This window comes from Robertkochia solimangrovi (genome assembly GCF_007279655.1).
Lineage (GTDB): Bacteria > Bacteroidota > Bacteroidia > Flavobacteriales > Flavobacteriaceae > Robertkochia > Robertkochia solimangrovi.
Map to the genome: position 1 here is coordinate 227,190 of NZ_QKWN01000008.1, position 18,559 is coordinate 245,748.

Annotated in this window: 12 protein-coding genes; 7 read left to right on the forward strand and 5 right to left on the reverse strand. The window is 42.6% G+C overall.

The window, feature by feature from the left end:
- Positions 1-64: 64 nt before the first annotated feature.
- The 3 genes from DMZ48_RS12610 to DMZ48_RS12620 all read right to left on the reverse strand — a co-directional run bounded on the left by DMZ48_RS12610 (position 65) and on the right by DMZ48_RS12620 (position 4,603).
- Positions 65-460: an STAS/SEC14 domain-containing protein gene (locus tag DMZ48_RS12610; protein ID WP_143955511.1), complete on the reverse strand. Its 396-nt coding sequence runs from the start codon at positions 458-460 to the stop codon at positions 65-67.
- 89 nt (positions 461-549) lie between these two features.
- Positions 550-1,932, reverse strand: coding sequence for a 30S ribosomal protein S6--L-glutamate ligase (rimK, locus tag DMZ48_RS12615; RefSeq protein WP_143955512.1), 1,383 nt, complete (start codon positions 1,930-1,932; stop codon positions 550-552).
- Between the two features lie 118 nt (positions 1,933-2,050).
- Complete coding sequence (locus tag DMZ48_RS12620) at positions 2,051-4,603, reverse strand: ATP-dependent Clp protease ATP-binding subunit (RefSeq protein WP_143955513.1); 2,553 nt, start codon at positions 4,601-4,603, stop codon at positions 2,051-2,053.
- Positions 4,604-4,862: 259 nt separating this feature from the next.
- Between DMZ48_RS12620 and gyrA the strand changes: the two genes are divergently transcribed.
- Both gyrA and DMZ48_RS12630 read left to right on the forward strand, forming a co-directional pair.
- Complete coding sequence (gene gyrA / locus DMZ48_RS12625; protein ID WP_143955514.1) at positions 4,863-7,397, forward strand: DNA gyrase subunit A; 2,535 nt, start codon at positions 4,863-4,865, stop codon at positions 7,395-7,397.
- 33 nt (positions 7,398-7,430) lie between these two features.
- Entirely contained in the window at positions 7,431-8,705 is a 1,275-nt protein-coding gene (locus tag DMZ48_RS12630; RefSeq protein ID WP_143955515.1) for a tetratricopeptide repeat protein, read from the forward strand.
- An 80-nt stretch (positions 8,706-8,785) separates the two neighbouring features.
- Here DMZ48_RS12630 and DMZ48_RS12635 read toward each other — a convergent pair whose 3' ends face one another.
- Positions 8,786-9,535 (reverse strand): C40 family peptidase, encoded by a 750-nt coding sequence (locus tag DMZ48_RS12635; RefSeq protein WP_143955516.1) that lies wholly within the window; start codon positions 9,533-9,535, stop codon positions 8,786-8,788.
- A 21-nt stretch (positions 9,536-9,556) separates the two neighbouring features.
- The gene (locus DMZ48_RS12640; protein ID WP_143955517.1) at positions 9,557-10,732 is read right to left on the reverse strand and encodes an acetyl-CoA C-acyltransferase; all 1,176 of its coding nucleotides are present in this window, start codon (positions 10,730-10,732) and stop codon (positions 9,557-9,559) included.
- 124 nt (positions 10,733-10,856) lie between these two features.
- Here DMZ48_RS12640 and DMZ48_RS12645 point away from each other — a divergent pair, with 124 nt between their 5' ends.
- The 5 genes from DMZ48_RS12645 (at position 10,857) to DMZ48_RS12665 (ending at position 18,554) form a co-directional block, all read left to right on the forward strand.
- A complete protein-coding gene (locus DMZ48_RS12645; RefSeq protein ID WP_143955518.1) occupies positions 10,857-12,905 on the forward strand; it encodes an HD family phosphohydrolase in 2,049 nt (682 codons plus the stop codon).
- Positions 12,906-13,320: 415 nt separating this feature from the next.
- Positions 13,321-13,704, forward strand: a complete 384-nt coding sequence (locus DMZ48_RS12650) for a hypothetical protein (RefSeq protein WP_143955519.1) — start codon at positions 13,321-13,323, stop codon at positions 13,702-13,704.
- 53 nt (positions 13,705-13,757) lie between these two features.
- A complete protein-coding gene (locus DMZ48_RS12655; protein ID WP_143955520.1) occupies positions 13,758-15,782 on the forward strand; it encodes a TonB-dependent receptor plug domain-containing protein in 2,025 nt (674 codons plus the stop codon).
- A 25-nt stretch (positions 15,783-15,807) separates the two neighbouring features.
- Complete coding sequence (locus DMZ48_RS12660; protein WP_143955521.1) at positions 15,808-16,653, forward strand: outer membrane protein assembly factor BamD; 846 nt, start codon at positions 15,808-15,810, stop codon at positions 16,651-16,653.
- A gap of 170 nt (positions 16,654-16,823) precedes the next feature.
- Positions 16,824-18,554 carry a tetratricopeptide repeat protein gene (locus DMZ48_RS12665; protein WP_143955522.1) on the forward strand — a complete coding sequence of 577 codons (1,731 nt, stop codon included), beginning with the start codon at positions 16,824-16,826 and terminating at the stop codon, positions 18,552-18,554.
- Positions 18,555-18,559: the final 5 nt, after the last annotated feature.

Sequence of the window (18,559 nt, forward strand, 5' to 3'; positions counted from 1 at the left end):
TTAAATCAGGCAAATGTCTGTGTTTAAATCGATTGTGTAAAATGAATTCGAATATCAGGTTAATTTAATCGATAATGGTATATACCCAGTCAATTGCCTCACTTAAGTTGTAAAAAATTTCCATATTTTTAGCGTAAAAATACTGCTCAATTTTAAAATTGTGCCGGTCATTTTCCCGCTTGGTAACAATGGCGATTCCTTTGAGGTTTTCTAATTCCTTGATGTGTGAATAAAGTGTTGGATCAAGGGCGTAACTATTGACGCGATAGGATATATATGCATAGTCCTTATTTTCATAATGGACTTCTGCGATAGTTGATAGTTCGAAGATCTGATCGATCTCCAATGCGGTACCTTCATAGAATTGCCCGACTACATAATCCGGGTAAATATGAAAGATACCAAAATCTGTCTTATAAGTCTTTATAAGGTTTTCGAGAATTGGGGGAGTTGTGTTCATAATTCATTTATGTTCCGATACCGATTCGGAACTTTTCAGTTCGTTTTTCAATACCCTAAGGTATAAAATTTTAGATACAACTCTAAAAATTACTCAGATATTCCTTTCCAATTCAGGTGTTTTTCGATAGAACGTATCATTAAAGCTGCAATATCTTTGTCTGTGGCAGATTCGATTCCCTCCAATCCCGGAGACGAATTCACTTCCAGTAAAAGGGGACCTTTGGAAGAGCGGATAATGTCAACGCCTGCTACATGCAGTCCCATGGCTTTTGTTGCCTTAACAGCGATTCTTTTTTCTTCAGAAGTAACCTTAACCAGAGAGGCCACTCCACCAAGGTGTACGTTTGCCCGGAATTCTCCGGGAGGTGCGGTTCTTTGCATGGCAGCTACAACTTTGCCATCGATCACAAAACAGCGGATATCCTTACCGTTCGCCTCCTTGATGAACTCCTGTACCAGAATGTTGGCGTTAAGGCTTTTAAAGGCATTAATTACGCTTTCTGCCGCCTTTTTGGTTTCCGCAAGAACGACACCTTTACCCTGAGTACCTTCCAGTAACTTGATGATGAGTGGTGAGCCGCCTACCATTTTGATCAGATCGTTGGTGTCCAGCGGTGAATTGGCAAACCCGGTAGTTGGAATTTCAACGCCCTGTTGTAATAAAAGCTGCAGGGAGTAAAGTTTGTCTCTGGAGTTACTGATCGCAGTTGCTTTGTTCAGACAGAATATATTCATCGATTCGAATTGCCGGGTCAGTGCACAGCCGTAATAGGTCATGCTGGGGCGGATACGTGGAATAACTGCATCGAGTTCATTCAGGAGTTTTCCTCCCCGGTAATGAATTTCGGGCGATTGTGCGTCCAGTTTTATGTAGCATTGTCTGAGGTTGTAGAATTCGATCTCGTGGCCCATGCTTTCGCCTGCCTCAATGATACGACGATTGCTATAGAGGTCAGGATTACTCGCGAGGAGTCCGATCTTAAGTCCGTTAGATTTCTTTACCGGAGCCTTATATTTTTGTTCGAGTTCGTCATTAGACAGGTTGCCGAGCATAAAACTGTGATCCGGATCGACCAGCATTCTTCCTTTCATCGCTTCTCTTCCGAAGAGCATGCGATACCCCATAGAATCACGATTGGTCAGAGAGACTTCGATATCCCAGGATACATCGCCAACTGCAAAGGAAGATCTGATAATGTATCGGTTCTCGCGATTTCCGGTCGAACTTTTGATCACTCTTTTGTCGATAACATAGGCTTCGCAGTGAATCATATGTTTTCCGTTGTTCTGTAACGGATACACATCAAAGGAAACCCAGGTTTCATTGTTTCTTTGAAATGGCTGGATATTTACTGCGTGCAGGGCGGAAGTTTTCGCTCCACTGTCAACCCGAACTTTTATTGCCGGGATCTTTAATTCAGGAAGGGAGACCCATTCCTCACTGCCTATTATGATCTTGTTATCTGACATTATTTTGTGTATTGAGTTGCGAAATTAAGCAGAATACTTATTGTTGAACATTAAATTAAATAAAAAAAAGCTGCCTTTGAAATAAGACAGCTTTTAATTGAAATATGGTGATTCATTATCAGGATTCTGCAGATTCTTCTGCTTTCTTGATATTGATCGTGAGTTCGTCATTTGCTTCGTTCAGATCCATCATAATACTGTCGCCTTCTACAAGCTTAGCAGTAATGATCTCTTCAGCAAGTGCATCTTCGATATATTTCTGGATCGCTCGTTTCAGCGGTCTGGCACCATATTGCTTATCGAAACCTTTATCTGCGATATAGTCCTTAGCTTTTTTGGTGAGTTCCAGATTGTATCCCAGGCCTTTGATCCTGTTATATAGTTTATCGAGTTCGATATCGATGATCTTGTGGATATCTTCTCTTTCGAGTGGGTTGAAGACCACCACATCATCGATCCTGTTCAGAAACTCGGGAGCGAAAGCTTTTTTCAATGCATTTTCGATCACGCTTTTCGAGTGATCGTCTGCCTGAGCTTTTTTCGCTGCCGTACCGAATCCGACACCCTGACCGAAGTCTTTAAGCTGTCGAGCTCCGATATTCGAGGTCATGATGATGATCGTATTCCTGAAATCGATTTTTCTGCCCAGGCTATCAGTCAGATAACCGTCATCGAGAACCTGAAGCAACATGTTGAATACATCCGGGTGCGCTTTTTCAACTTCATCCAGCAGAATAACAGAATAAGGCTTTCTCCTTACTTTTTCAGTAAGCTGTCCGCCTTCTTCATAACCTACGTATCCCGGAGGTGCACCGATCAGTCTGGAAACGGCGAATTTCTCCATGTATTCACTCATATCGATTCGGATCAATGCGTCTTCAGAATCGAATAGTTTACTGGCCAATACTTTAGCGAGCTGGGTTTTACCGACGCCGGTCTGTCCAAGGAAGATGAAAGATCCGATCGGTTTATCCGGGTCTTTTAGTCCGGCACGGTTACGTTGTATCGCTTTCACGACTTTGGCAACCGCCTGATCCTGACCGATCACCCTTCCTTTGATAAGGTTAGGCAGTTCGGCGAGTTTAGAACTTTCCGCTTGAGCGATTCGGCTTACCGGAACGCCACTCATCATGGAAACCACATCGGCTACGTTTTCGCTGGAAACGGTTTCTCTGTGAAGTTTGGAATCTTCTTCCCATTTATCCTGAGCAACCTGAAGGTCTTTTTCCAGGCGTTTTTCATCGTCTCTCAATTTAGCAGCCTCTTCGTATTTCTGTTTTTTAACGACAGAATTCTTGAGTTCCTTAACCGCTTCGAGTTGTTTTTCGAGTTCGAGGATCTGCTTCGGCACTTCCATATTGGTGATATGTACACGGGAACCTGCTTCGTCAAGTGCATCGATCGCCTTGTCCGGAAGAAAACGGTCTGTGAGATATCTGTTGGTGAGCTTCACGCAGGATTCGATGGCTTCATCGGTATAGGTCACATTGTGATGCTCTTCGTATTTTCCTTTGATATTGTGAAGGATTTCGATGGTCTCTTCTACTGAGGTAGGTTCCACGATAACCTTCTGGAAACGACGCTCCAGCGCTCCATCTTTCTCGATATACTGTCTGTATTCGTCAAGTGTGGTGGCACCGATACATTGGATCTCACCTCTGGCCAGAGCTGGTTTGAACATGTTGGAAGCGTCGAGGCTTCCGGTGGCTCCACCGGCACCGACGATGGTGTGGATCTCATCGATGAAAAGGATGATATCGTCATTCTTTTCGAGTTCGTTCATCACTGCCTTCATACGTTCCTCGAATTGTCCGCGGTATTTGGTGCCGGCGACAAGAGAGGCGAGGTCAAGAGTGACCACTCGTTTGTTGTATAGGATTCTCGATACTTTTTTCTTTATAATTCGAAGTGCGAGTCCTTCAGCAATGGCGCTTTTACCAACTCCGGGTTCTCCGATGAGAAGCGGATTGTTCTTTTTGCGTCTGCTGAGAATCTGGGACACCCGTTCAATTTCTTTTTCTCTTCCGACAACCGGATCCAGTTTGTCTTCCTCAGCCAGTTGGGTGAGGTCACGACCGAAGTTGTCCAGTACCGGGGTTTTAGACTTTTTATTGGTCTTGGTCCCGCCTGCTGAACTGCTGAATGGATTGTCTTTAGCGTCATCGCTGTCTCCTGGATCATCTGAATACGATTCAGAGGTCGGAGATTCTATATAATCGTCTTCGCTTGTGATCATCAGTTTGAATTGTTCTTTAACATTATCGTAATCTACCTTGAGCTTATTCAGCAACTTGGTGGTCGGGTCGTTTTCATTTCTCAGAATACACAGCAACAGGTGTGCGGTATTAATAGAGGAACTCTGAAACAGTTTTGCTTCGAGGAACGTGGTCTTCAGGGCACGTTCAGCCTGTCGTGTTAGATGGAGGTTCCTTTTTTCATTGGCATTAACGCTGAAATTGGGATTTGCCGGACTAAGGATCTCCACCTTCCGTCTAAGCGTGTTAAGATCGATGCTCAGGGCTGTGAGTATATCTATTGCTTTTCCGCTTCCGTCTCTTAGTAATCCGAGCATAAGATGTTCTGTCCCTATGAAGTCGTGACCCAATCTGAGGGCTTCTTCCTTGCTATAGGCGATCACATCTTTTACCCGTGGTGAAAAATTGTCATCCATACACTTATCCTTTCTTCAATTAAAAATAGTAAAACAACTATTACCAGACAAAAACTATACCTTAATTAATGGTACTTTTAGCTAATAGACAAAAAAATGTGCCAAAAACAAAATAATTAACAGTGAATTTATTAACGGCAAGTCGGGTTTTTTTTGTTAATAAATTGATTAAAAAACTATAGACTAAACACCCCAGAAGGGTAATAAAATATGTATATTGGCACGATTTATAAATATACGCTAACGTAAATAAATTAATATGGCCGAAGGAGAAAAACTGATTCCTATTAATATTGAAGATGAGATGAAATCGGCTTACATCGATTATTCGATGTCCGTCATTGTGTCACGTGCATTGCCTGATGTTCGCGATGGTTTGAAGCCGGTTCACAGAAGAGTTTTGTTCGGTATGCACGAATTAGGAGTGCGTTCTAACACTGCTTATAAAAAATCTGCCAGAATTGTAGGTGAGGTTTTGGGTAAATACCACCCACATGGAGACTCCTCCGTGTATGATACCATGGTTCGTATGGCTCAGGAATGGAGCATGCGCTACATGCTTGTGGATGGTCAGGGTAACTTTGGATCCATCGATGGTGACAGCCCGGCTGCAATGCGTTATACAGAGGCCAGAATGAGAAAGATCTCTGAAGATATGCTGGCTGACATCGAAAAGGAAACGGTAGATCACCAGCTGAACTTCGATGATACGCTGAAAGAACCAAAGGTATTGCCAACCCGGGTACCTAACCTGTTGATCAACGGTGCCTCCGGTATCGCTGTAGGTATGGCGACGAACATGCCTCCGCATAATCTTTCTGAAGTAGTGCAGGGTATCGTAGCTTACATCGATAATCACGACATCGAGATCGATGAACTCACTGAATATATTAAAGCTCCGGATTTTCCTACCGGAGGTATCATTTACGGATACGACGGTGTTAAGGAAGCATTTAAGACCGGAAGAGGAAGAATCGTTATGCGTGCTAAGGCGCATCACGAGGAAATAAATGGCCGTGAGGCTATCGTGGTAACGGAAATTCCGTATCAGGTGAACAAGGCGGAAATGATCAAAAAGACCGCCGACCTTGTCAATGATAAGAAGATTGAAGGTATCTCCAATATCAGAGATGAATCGGATCGAAAAGGGATGCGTGTCGTTTACATCTTAAAACGCGATGCGATTCCTAATATCGTACTGAACCTGCTCTATAAATACACAGCGTTGCAGTCATCTTTCAGTGTGAACAATATCGCATTGGTGAACGGCAGACCGCAAATGCTCAATCTCAAGGATATGATCGTGCATTTTGTGGACCATCGTCATGAGGTTGTAGTAAGACGTACCGAGTACGAATTGAGAAAGGCGGAAGAAAGAGCGCATATTCTGGAAGGTCTCATCATCGCTTCAGATAATATCGACGAAGTGATCGCGCTGATACGTTCTTCCTCAAATGCTGAGGAGGCAAGGGAAAAACTTATCGAACGCTTTAAGCTTTCCGAGATACAGGCGAAAGCGATCGTAGAAATGAGACTTCGTCAGTTAACCGGACTGGAGCAGGATAAATTGCGTACAGAATACGATGAGACCATGAAATTCATCGAAGATTGTAAAGATATCCTTGCCAGAAAGGAACGCAGAATGGAGATCATCAAAGATGAGCTGTTGGAAGTGGAACAAAAATACGGGGATGCCCGTCGTTCTCAAATCGAATATGCAGGTGGTGACCTCAGTATCGAAGATATGATACCGGATGAGCAAGTGGTGATTACGATCTCACATGCGGGTTATATCAAGCGTACCTCGCTCTCTGAATATAAAACTCAGAACAGAGGGGGAGTTGGTCAGAAAGGATCTTCAACACGTAACGAAGACTTCCTTGAGCATATGTTCATCGGTACCAATCACCAGTATATGCTCTTCTTTACACAAAAAGGTAAATGTTTCTGGATGCGTGTCTACGAGATCCCTGAAGGTAGTAAAACCTCCAAGGGTAGAGCGATTCAGAATCTGATCAACATCGAACAGGATGATAAGGTGAAAGCTTTCATCTGTACCAAAGACCTGAAAGATGAAGAATATATCAACAGTCATTATGTCATAATGGCAACCAGACAAGGTATTGTCAAGAAAACATCTCTGGAGCAGTATTCACGTCCCCGTCAGAACGGTATCAATGCGATAACCGTAAGAGAGGATGACGAATTGCTGGAAGCAAAACTTACTACCGGAAACAGTCAGATCCTCCTCGCGGTTAAGTCTGGTAAGGCTATCCGTTTCGAAGAAAGCAAGACCCGACCTATGGGTAGAAATGCCAGTGGGGTACGCGGGATCAGTCTTGCCGATGATAAGGATGAAGTGATCGGAATGCTTTCCATCCATAATATGGAAGAGAATATTCTGGTGGTTTCTGAAAATGGATATGGAAAACGTACCTACCTCGATGATCCTGAGGATGGAGAAGCGGTTTATCGAATCACCAACAGAGGTGGTAAAGGTGTAAAAACCATGTCTATTACAGAAAAAACCGGTAAATTAGTAGCCATTAAAAACGTGTCGGACAGCGATGATCTTATGATCATTACCAAATCCGGAGTTGCGATCAGGTTATCTGTTGAAGATCTGAGGGTTATGGGGCGTGCTACCCAAGGGGTAAAACTCATCAACCTGAAGAATGATTCTATTGCTGCAGTAGCTAAAGTACCTCGCAGTGAAGACGAGATCGATGATGTTAAGGATATTGAGGTGAACGAAGATGGCACGGATATTGGACAAGGAGAAACCGAAAATTAAAAATTAACATTAAACACAAATATTGAATTAGAAATGAAAAAGCGAATTTTAATAGCTTCAGCTGTATTATTTTCGACCTTTGCCATCGCTCAGAAGAAAGAATTGAGAGATGCTGAGAAGGCATTGGAAAACGGTAGTGTGGCCGAGGCCAAAACTGCACTGGACGGAATTTCCGGAAGCATTGATGCCGCAGATGAAAAATATAAGTCTCAGTACTACTTTCTTTTAGGGAAGACCTATGGTGAGATGGGGAAAAAAGGTTTAGAAGTACCTCAATCTTATCAATTGGCTGCCGAAAACCTGAACAAACTCATCGAGTTTGAAAAAGGCACCAAAGTAAAGTATACCGAAGAAGCCAAAGCCTACATGAACCAAATGGCAAACGACCTGGTAAATTCAGCGGTAGAAGATAACAAGAACAATAAGTACGCCGAAGGTGCAGATAAACTCTATCTGGCCTATGAACTCAGCGGAAATGCTGATTATCTTTATTACGCAGCTTCAGGAGCTGTTCAGGCTGAGCAGTATGAGAAATCCCTTGAGTACTATCTGGCTCTTAAAGATATGGGGTATACCGGTGAGTCTACTCAGTATGTTGCTACCAATAAGGAAACAGGACAAGTTGAAGATCTTGGAACTGAATCTAACCGTGACTTAATGGTTAAAGCAGGAACCCATATCAATCCTGAAGAACAAAAAACGGAGTCAAGACTTCCTGAGATCGTTAAGAATATCGGACTTATCTACAGTCAGCAGGGTGAAACAGAGAAGGCTATTGCAGCGATGAAAGATGCAAGAGCAGCGAATCCTGAGGATATCAACCTGTTGCTTACAGAAGCTAACCTTTACATTAAATTAGGGGATAAGGAGAAATTCAGAGCATTGATGGAAGAAGCTATCCAAAAAGATCCGAACAATCCTGTACTATTCTATAACCTTGGTGTAATTACTGCAGAACAAGGTGATCACGAAAAAGCTATGGAATATTATCAGCGTTCTCTGGAGCTAGATCCTAAAAGTGAGAATACTTACCTGAACATGGCTTCAGAGGTGTTGTCAAGAGAACAAGGTATCGTTGATGAAATGAACGGACTTGGAAACACTTCTGCTGATAACAAACGTTATGACGAATTGAAAGGAGAGCGTGAGCAGGTTTACAGAGATGCTATTCCTTATCTTGAGAAACTTCTTGAAATCAATCCAAACAATGTTGATGCTACCAGAACTCTTATGAATATCTACGGAAACATCGGAGAGACAGCGAAATTCAAAGAAATGAAAGATAAACTTTCAACGCTTGAGCAATAGGATTTCGACTTTATAAAAATTAAAGGACCGCATTTGCGGTCCTTTTTTATTTTACTTCCTATCTCTTTTCCAGAGAGCGATCAAATGATCTTCTTGATCACTCTCAGTTTGTGAGTATGTGTACGGGAATCAACATTGAAGATCCCACTATGGTCTATCCTGTCAATTCTAACTTTGCCGTCGACATGGATGATATAATTATTTTCCATGATGATGCCCACATGTACGATAACCCCTTCTTCATTATCAAAGAAAGCGAGATCGCCGGGTTCACTTTCTTCTATAAAACTTAAGGCGTCTCCCATTTTAGCCTGTTCATCCGCCTGTCTTTTGATCTGATAACCATTGAGGTGATAGACCATCTGAGCAAATCCGGCGGCATCGATACCAAATGGTGTCTTTCCTCCCCGTAATTCAGGACAATTCAGGTAGAGAAATGCAGTTTTGATAAGGTCTTCCTTCGGATTTTTTCCAGAAATCTTTCTGCCGTCAAAATGAAAACCGATCTGGGATACAGTGCCGGTATTACAGCCTAAAGGTACAGGCATCAGGTTGTTGTTGTCATCGAACACGAATTCCACAAGGTCTGCCGACAGTGCTGCCGGTTCTTTTTCCAGCACCTTGTAAACGGACTCTTCAAGAAGCGTATACTGTTTATTATCGATCCAGCCTTCAAATTTATCGAATGCAAGACGAATCCTGCTCCAATGTTTTCTTCGGTCAAGTACCTTAAAGAATTCACCGAACAACACCTGTGAGGTTTGTTCAGCATTCATTGCAGGCTCCAGTCTAAGCGGTACGATACTCAGGTTACAGATTCCGTATTGCATTCAGTGTAAATGGTTTTTATACTACATTCTTTCAACAACGATCGCCGAGGCTCCACCACCACCATTACAGATTGCGGCTGCTCCTTTACCGGCATTGTTCTGTTTAAGAACGTTTAACAGCGTGATCAGGATTCGTACTCCGGAACATCCCAATGGATGACCGAGGGAGACTGCACCTCCGTTTACGTTAACTTTATCATCGCTGAGTCCAAGAATTTTCATATTGGCGAGTCCCACCACGGAGAATGCCTCATTGAATTCAAAATAATCAATCTCGTCAAGTTTGAGCCCTGCTTTATCCAGAGCCTTTGGCAATGCTTTTGCGGGAGCAGTGGTAAACCATTTAGGTTCGTGGGCTGCATCTGCATAGCTAAGTATGGTTGCAAGTGGCGTTATCCCAAGTTCTTTGGCTTTGGCTTCACTCATCAGTACAACAGCACCAGCTCCATCATTGATTGTGGAAGCATTGGCAGCCGTTACGGTACCGTCTTTGGTAAACGCTGGTCTCAGGGCTGGTATTTTATCCAGTATTACATTTTTATATTCTTCATCTTCTTTAACGATCACGGGTTCACCTTTCCGTTGAGGAACTTCTACCGGAACCACTTCATCATCAAATTTTCCGGCTTTCCAGGCGTCGGCAGATCGGGTATACGACTGTATTGCAAAAGCATCCTGGTCTTCCCTTGAAAATTTATATTCGGTAGCGCAGGCATCCGCACATACTCCCATCGCATTCTGGTCATAGGCATCGACAAGACCGTCCCTTTGCAAACCATCGGTGAGGGTACCCGGACCGAATTTCACACCCTGACGCATGTACAGATAATGTGGGATCTGGCTCATATTTTCCATACCACCTGCAACGATGATGTCGGCATCGCCTAAAGCGATTGCCTGTGCGCCCTGCATCACAGCTTTCATACCGCTGGCGCAAACTTTATTGACAGTTGTACAGGGTACGGTATCGGGAATACCGGCATAGATAGCGGCCTGCCTGGCTGGGGCCTGACCTTCTCCTGCCTGTACTACATTTCCCATCAGAACCTCTTGCACCAAAGACGGATCGAGTCCGATTTGGTTCAGAGCTCCTTTAATGGCTGCGGCTCCTAATTTCGGTGCGGGAATGGAAGACAATGCCCCCATAAAGCTACCGATCGGTGTACGGGCTGCAGCAACAATGACTACTTTATTCATAATTTACTCGTTTTAGTGTTGCGAATTTAGGTATTTTAAAAACATCTTCATAAGAACCCCGATATTAATAAAAATCTGCAAGGAAGCGATTTTTTTATACTTTTGAATATCAATAACCCACTTCATGAAGCGTTTTCTCGATAGGCTTTACTCAAATCAATCTCATATCTACAAAGGCTTTCTCTTTATAGTCACCATCGTGATGATCGTATATTTTTTCCCAAAAGGAGGAAAGTTCAAATACGATTTTCAAAAGGGAAAACTTTGGCAATATGAAACACTTTACGCTCCTTTCGATTTCGCAATATACAAGACCGACGATGAAATAAGAAATGACAGGGAAACAATCAGAGCGAATCATCCGGAATATTTCACCTATGACACGGTGATCCGTCAGACCGTGATTCGGGATTTCAGACAAAAGTTTGCGACTTTCTTTGATGAAGATACCCTCGGTTCCCGGACGTTCAACCGCCTGCGGGATAACGGACTTCAATTATTGAATCGAATCTATGATAAGGGAGTCGTGCAAAGCGAACTGGATTTTAAAGGTGATAAGGTGGTGAACGTAGTTACCGGCAATGAGGAAAAGACGGTCCTTTACAGCAGTCTTCAAAAGTTGAATGAGCTTGAAAAAATCATCAATAATTATCTTCGGGAGCAGAACATTCAGGATTATTCTTCTTCGTTTTACAGTTTGTATTTCGATATCATCCGACCCAATGTATTCGTGGATGAAGAGCTTACTCAGAAAACACTTGATGAAGAGCTGGCTCAGGTGACCACTACAAGAGGAAGTGTAGATAAAGGGAAACGTATCATCGCGAAAGGGGAAGTGGTAGAAGGCGATAAGTACAATCAGCTATATTCACTAAAACGGGAATATCAATCCAAATTATGGAATGAGAATAATTATAACTGGATCGTTCTGGGGTATGTTTTACTGGTGGCTCTGGCCATGATGATGCTACTCTTATTCCTGAAGAAGTACAGACCTGAGATCTATGAGAACAATAATAAAGTAACCTTTATTTTCTTTAATATACTCGTCATGATCTTTATTACCACCGCAGTGGTAAAGTTCAATGTCGATTATGTTTATGTGGTACCTTTATGTATCCTGCCCTTAATACTGAAAGCTTTTTTCGATCCTAGAACCGGCCTTTTTGCCCATGTGCTTACCGTATTATTGCTGGGATTCATCGTGCCTAACAGTTTTGAATATGTGTTTTTACAGATCATCGCAGGTATCGTGACCATTCAGACGATTTCTGAACTCCATAAGCGAGCGAATCTCTTTATTTCGGTAGGACAGATCACTTTGGTCTATATCGTGGCTTATTTCGCCTTTCATGTCATCCATGAAGGAAATCTTGAGAATACGGATTGGCTAATCTTTACGATGTTCATATTGAATGGTCTTGCTACACTGGCTGCGTTTCCGCTGATCTATATCTATGAAAAATTGTTTTCACTGGTTTCTGATGTTTCACTGTTGGAATTATCGGATACCAATTCAAAACTTTTAAAAGAGCTCTCAGACCGGGCTCCCGGCACCTTTCATCATTCCCTGCAGGTAGCCAATCTTGCGGAAGCGGCAGCAAATGAGATCGGAGCGAATTCTATGCTCGTTAGAGTAGGGGCCTTATTTCATGATATAGGGAAAATGAGCAATCCGATGTTCTTTACCGAAAATCAGATCACCAGTGTAAATCCTCATGATGAACTGTCACCAAGAGAAAGTGCAGCGATCATCATAGATCATGTTATCGAAGGAATAGAGATCGCTAAAAAACATAATTTACCGGATCGGGTGATCGATTTTATCAGAACACACCATGGAACCACGATGGTTTATTACTTCTATAAAAAGGAAGAAGAGATGAATAAGGAAGTGAACCCGGACGATTTCCGTTACCCCGGCCCGATACCGTTTTCCCGGGAAACGGCAATTCTTATGATGGCAGATTCGGTGGAAGCGGCATCCAAAAGTCTTAAGGAGCCTACCTTTGCGGTTATCGATAGTTTCGTAGACCGGATCATTAACAAGCAGGTGGAGGATGAGCAATTCCTGAATGCCAATATTACTTTTAAAGAGATTCAGATGATCAAGAAAGTATTAAAACAAAAGCTTGTAAATATCTACCACCTGAGGGTGGAATATCCTGAATAGGATTACTGTCTGGTTAGAATCTTTTGATCTGCTTGCTCAGTTCTTTTTTGGGAGCTTCGCGGGCTTAGTTGTATTTTCACGGGCTCAATATTTTGACTTTTAGTAATTAAGTGGAAATTGATGGGCAGAAGTGTGGCGTTAGGCACACTACAATGTTAGTATCAGTGTAAATAGATGATATTATGTGCCGTAGGTACATCAAAGTACAGATAAAAGTGCGTCGTATGTATACCCGGAACTCATAATTGAAAAACATTATGTACAGAAAGAGGGGGAGCCGCAAAATTCATAACTCTTAATTCTTAACTCTTAATTCTTAATTCTTAATTCATAACACCATAATTTTGCATTATATTTGCGCCAAATTTTGTACCCCTGATTCGCTCGGGCTTTGAAACCCTTTGGTTAATAGTTAATGGCAAAATACTTCTTATCCCTAATCGCTATAATTATACTTACCAAGCCGGTAATACCGGTGGTTGATTATTTGCTGAATACGGATTACATCATTGCCAATTTCTGTGAGAATACGGATAAGCCCGAACTTCATTGTGATGGTAAATGTTATCTGATGAAAATGCTCGCAGCGAAATCGGAAGCCATGGAAAAGAACAAAATGAATACCGGGCTTCGGAATATTGAAATATTCAGTCCTCTATATTTTCAGGAGTTCGATATGGAATTTGGTAATAGAGTGATCCTCGATTCTGAAAGGGCGAAGGCTATGCATTATACTTTTTCTGAAAGCGATCATGAGCCTGTTATTATTCTGCCTCCACCACAATCATTTCTGATCTGATAATGACACAGGGAATATGTCCCTGACATCTTTAATTTTTTAAATCTACAGAAATGTATATCCGTAAACAATTACCCGGGTATATCGGTCTGCTGTGGATCTTGTTTTCGTTTTCCGGCATTGTACATCTGCATGCACAAATTAAGGAAACTGAAACAGATTCGATCGTGCCGATGATACTCGATGAGGTGGTATTGATCTCAGGTAAGCGTGGTGATGAAGAACCTGCAGTTGCCAAACCTTTGGGAATGCTTGATGAATATCTGCTACAATCAGATAAAGTCAGTATGATCAGGAGAGGTGCCTATGCCTGGGAGCCCATGCTTAATGATATGACCTCTGAAAGACTTGCGATCAGTATCGATGGCATGCGAATATTCGCAGCCTGTACCGATAAGATGGATCCTGTGACCTCCTATGTTGAGGTCGCAAATCTCAAAACCGCATCCATCCATTCAGGGCAGGGTGGCGCTTTATATGGTAATGCCCTGGGTGGTGCTATTGACCTGGCAACCGAGAATGCCGGTTTTAACTCCGGACAGGAACTCTCGTTAACTTCGGGTTATGAATTCAATAATCGGTCACGTATTTTGGGCGCTTCCGGTAAATTTTCCAAAAGGAAGTTTTACATCGATAGTGATATTTTTTATCGGCATGCAGATAATTACACCGATGGGAAGGGTGAGACGATCGATTTCACTCAATACTCGAAACTCAATTTTTCAGTAAATACAGGAGTTAAGCTTACTGAAAACAGTCTTTTGAAAACCAGTATGATCTATGACAGAGCGACCGATGTTGGTTATGCTGCTCTTCCCATGGATGTATCACTGGCAGAAGCTTTGATCAGTGGTTTGACCTATAGTCGATCAGAATTTTGGAAATTGAATGACTTTGAAGCAAAGTTATATTTCAATACCATAACCCATATCATGGATGATTCCAATCGGGAAGATGTTGCCATCCGAATGGATATGCCCGGAAAAAGTACAACCACAGGAGCCTACGCGCAAGGGCATGTTCGAAATCAGCAACATGATCTTCTTATTAAATGGGATGCTTTCTATAACCGCTCCTTTGCAGAAATGACCATGTTTTCCAATAATTCAGAGCAACCAGACATGTATATGGTAACCTGGCCGGACGTACATACCTTCAATCAGGGACTCTATGCTGAAGATCATCTCGATCTCCGCAATATGCAACTGATGGTTTCGGCACGTGCAGGTATGCAATCCTTCTCGGTAAAAGATGACTTCGGACGAAAAAGCCTGCAGATCTTTTATCCTGAACTCGAAAAAGAGCAGCTGCGCTTTTTGATGAATACGCGTCTGGCTCTGAAACGTACGGTCGGTTCATGGCGCTGGAACTTTGGAGTGGGATACGGAAACCGGGCCCCATCCGTTTCGGAAGGCTTTGGATTTTACCTGTTCAATAGTTTTGATAATCATGATTATATAGGGAATCCAAACCTGAAGAATGAGAGCGCTCTGGAAATATCCGGAGGCTGGCGTTTTCAAAGGACGAATTTTATGGTCGGACTAACCGCCAATTATTTCTATATGTTCAATTATATACTGGGAATAACCGATCCCGATCTTGATGTCATGACCTTTGGAGCCGAAGGAGTTCGGGTCTATCAAAATATAAACAATGTTCAATTGTTTAACACTACTGTGAATCTGGAATATCAAATCTTCAAGGATATCCGTGTAAGCGGAAATATCGCGTGGCATTCAGGGACCATAGCTAAAGGAGAAAGCCTGCCCTTTATCAGTCCTTTGACCTACGTTTGTCGCTTCCATTATGATAATCGTTTTGCGGATGTTTCGATCGATTTTCAAGGTGCTGCTCCTCAGGTGAATTATAATGGGGATTTTGGAGAGGACAGAACCCCTTCGTACTCCTTGTTATCGTTGAGTATCGGAAAACAGTTATCTCTTTTCGATCAGCCGGTATATGTAAAAGGGGGCGTGGAGAACGTATTCGATGAATCCTATACGACTTTTTCAGACTGGAATAATATCCCCAGAATGGGTCGAAATGTTTTCTTTTCTCTAAAATACACCATCAATTAATTGTAATAGTACTTAAAATTTAAACATGAAAAATACCATAACTTTTATTCAAATTTTTCTTCTCACTTTAATATTTACTTCTTGTTCGAAAGATGATGATACAAGCATGCCTGCAGATCCTTTGGCAGCATATCATAGGATAACCAGTCTGGAGGCAGGTCGATATGAAGTAGCGATCTATGGAACGGATGAAGCCTTGTATACCGGGTATAATGAGCTGATGATCGGGGTCAGAGACACTGAAACCGATGAACTTATCGAAGTTTCCGATCTTAACTGGAAACCTGTTATGCATATGAATGCTATGATGCATTCTGCGCCGGCTTCCCCACTAAGTCCATCCGCGATCGAAGCGGTAAGTACCGGATATTTGATCTTTCAGATGCCATCTAATTCTGAAGAGTACTGGGAACTGAAAGTAGATTTCACGGTAGCCGGTACTGCCTATTCTGTATCCGGATCATTAATGGTTGCGTCTAGTGAGCGCTATGCCGAAGTAGTATCTTTTATGGGAAACGATGAAAATCGCTATGTTCTGGCTTTGAAGCGCCCTTTTGAACCTGAGGTAGCCACGAATGATATCGGTGCCTATCTTTATAAAATGGAGGATATGATGACTTTTTCGCCGGTAACCGATCTGGTTATTGGTATCGACCCTAGAATGCCAGGTATGGGAAATCATAGTTCTCCAAACAATGAAGATCTGCTCTATGATTCCATAGCAGGTTTTTATAAAGGAAAACTTTCCCTTACGATGACCGGATACTGGGTGGTTAATTTACTCATAACCGATGGAGTTAACGTTATAAAGGGGGAAGAGATAACCGAAGATAACCTGCAAAGCAATTTATACCTGGAGGTTGAACTTTAATCATTTTATTTAGCTGTAAAAGCCTGTGTACCAAAAACACAGGCTTTGTTTTTACAGGCTTCCTTTAATCGGGAGTAAGAGGGTTAAATACCGATGAAAATCGAGATTATATCGCCTTAAACATCTGGAATTTAGTAAATTGTGCTACATTAGGTGAAACAATTTTCAGGATGAGGTATTATTTATTGGGATCATTGATGATCACCTTGGCATTAGTGTCTTCTTGTAAACAGGATAAGAAGCAAAATGCTGATGACGAAGTAGCGAAGGTAGAGGCACGGTATACCTGTGCTCCGCCTACAATGGATACACTCTGGTATAAATCAGGTAACAAAGCTCCGCTATTCGCTGGGTTGGATGTATTGAACTATCCTATTACTACAACGAATCCTGAGGCAAACCGATATTTCAATCAGGGTCTGGTGCTGGCCTATGGTTTTAACCATGCCGAAGCAGCCAGATCATTCTACTATGCGACCAAACTCGATCCTGAGAGTCCAATGTGTTATTGGGGATATGCCTATGTATTGGGTCCGAATTATAATGCCGGTATGGAACCGGATAATTATGAACGTGCTTATGAGGCCATTCAGAAAGCTATCATCCTTTCGGAGAAGGGGACAGTGAAGGAGCAGGGGTTGATCAAGGCTCTGGCGAAACGCTATGTGCAGGAGCCGGTAGACGATCGTTCTGAACTCGATATCGCTTACGCTGAGGCCATGAAGGATCTCTATCTGAAATATCCTGATGATCCTGAAATTTCTACGCTGTATGCAGAATCAATAATGAATCTTCATCCCTGGGATTTGCAGGATAAGGAAGGGAAAGATAAATCCTGGACTCCGGAGATCATCACCTTACTGGAGCGTCTGATCCGCAAGAATCCAGACCATCCCGGTGCACATCATTTTTATATACATGCCACCGAAGCATCCGACAGACCTGAAAGGTCGATGGGAAGTGCAGCGGTCTTTGATAAAGGATTGGTTCCGGGTGCCGGACATTTGTTGCATATGCCTTCTCATACCTATATAAGAACCGGAGATTATCATTTAGGAACCTTATCAAATATACGGGCAGTCGAGGCTGATAGTCTGTATACCACACAATGTCATGCTCAGGGGGCATATCCATTGGCCTATTACCCTCATAACTATCACTTCATGGCTGCAACCGCTACCCTTGAAGGAAATTATTATTATGCCATGCTGGGAGCTAATAAACTGGCTGAAGGGGTACATCCTGATATCATGAAGAGTCCGGGATGGGGAACCGTTCAGCATTACTATGTTACCCCTTATTATGTTGCCATTAAATTCGGAAAATGGGAGGAGATTCTGGATATGCGATTAAAAAATTATGGTCTGCCGTATGTAGAGGCCATTGAGGCTTATGCGCGCGGGATGGCCCTGTTAGGAGTAAGAAAACCCGAAAAAGCAAAAGATGAGCTGATAAAACTCGAACGTATTTCCGAAGATCCCACACTGGAGGAGGTTTCCATATGGGATATCAATACCGTGGTACCCGTAGTTCAAATCGCAAAACGAGTGTTACGTGCAGAGATAATGGCCTCCGAAAAGCGATATGATGAAAGCCTGGTCTTATTAAAAGAAGCGGTGGCTTTGGAAGACGGACTCAATTATAATGAGCCACCGGACTGGTTCTTTTCAGTACGCCATCATCTCGGAGCTGTACAGATTGAGGCAGCACTTTATAAGGATGCCGTAGAAACCTATAAACAGGATCTGGAAACTTTTCCTAAAAATGGTTGGGCTCAGCATGGACTCAAGCTCGCATATGAAAAAGCCGGGATGCAAAGTGAAGCTTCCGAAATTGATACGATGCTGAAGGAAAGTTGGGCGACAGCAGATACCGATATTCTTTCTTCTCGAATTAAATAGCTGGA